The organism is Labrys sp. LIt4 (genome assembly GCF_017813775.1).
Classification (GTDB): Bacteria; Pseudomonadota; Alphaproteobacteria; order Rhizobiales; family Labraceae; genus Labrys; species Labrys okinawensis_A.
The window spans coordinates 1-281 of sequence record NZ_JAGIPY010000076.1 but is presented as its reverse complement, the minus strand read 5'-3'; the positions used below and the strand labels follow the sequence as shown (position 1 = coordinate 281).

The 281-nt window shown below is 54.4% G+C and carries 1 protein-coding gene; it reads left to right on the top strand.

Going from position 1 to position 281, the window contains the following annotated elements; all coding sequences use genetic code 11:
• Positions 1-268, top strand: a 268-nt coding sequence (locus J8I29_RS29745) for a hypothetical protein (RefSeq protein WP_209434432.1), incomplete at its 5' end; no start/stop codon positions are given.
• Between the last annotated feature and the right edge of the window lie 13 nt (positions 269-281).

Sequence of the window (281 nt, the reverse complement as noted above, 5' to 3'; positions counted from 1 at the left end):
GCATGTTTTGCCATCCTCAGTACTTCATAGCACCGACAGTTCGAAAGACAAAGCCTATGGGGCCGCGTTGACGTTCGTTGGCGGGATGGCGAAGGTGGCCGGCAAGAAGATGGCAAGCTCAGGTGGCGTTTCCTCGAAAGTCGCAGGTTCGGCGCTGATGTGGGGGGGTAAAGCGGCGGAGAAAATCGGCAAGAACACGTATAAAAATGCTGAACCCAAGGAGGACGGCAATTACAACGCGTTTGCACCGCGTAACTGGGTTCGTTAAAAACAGGCCTGAC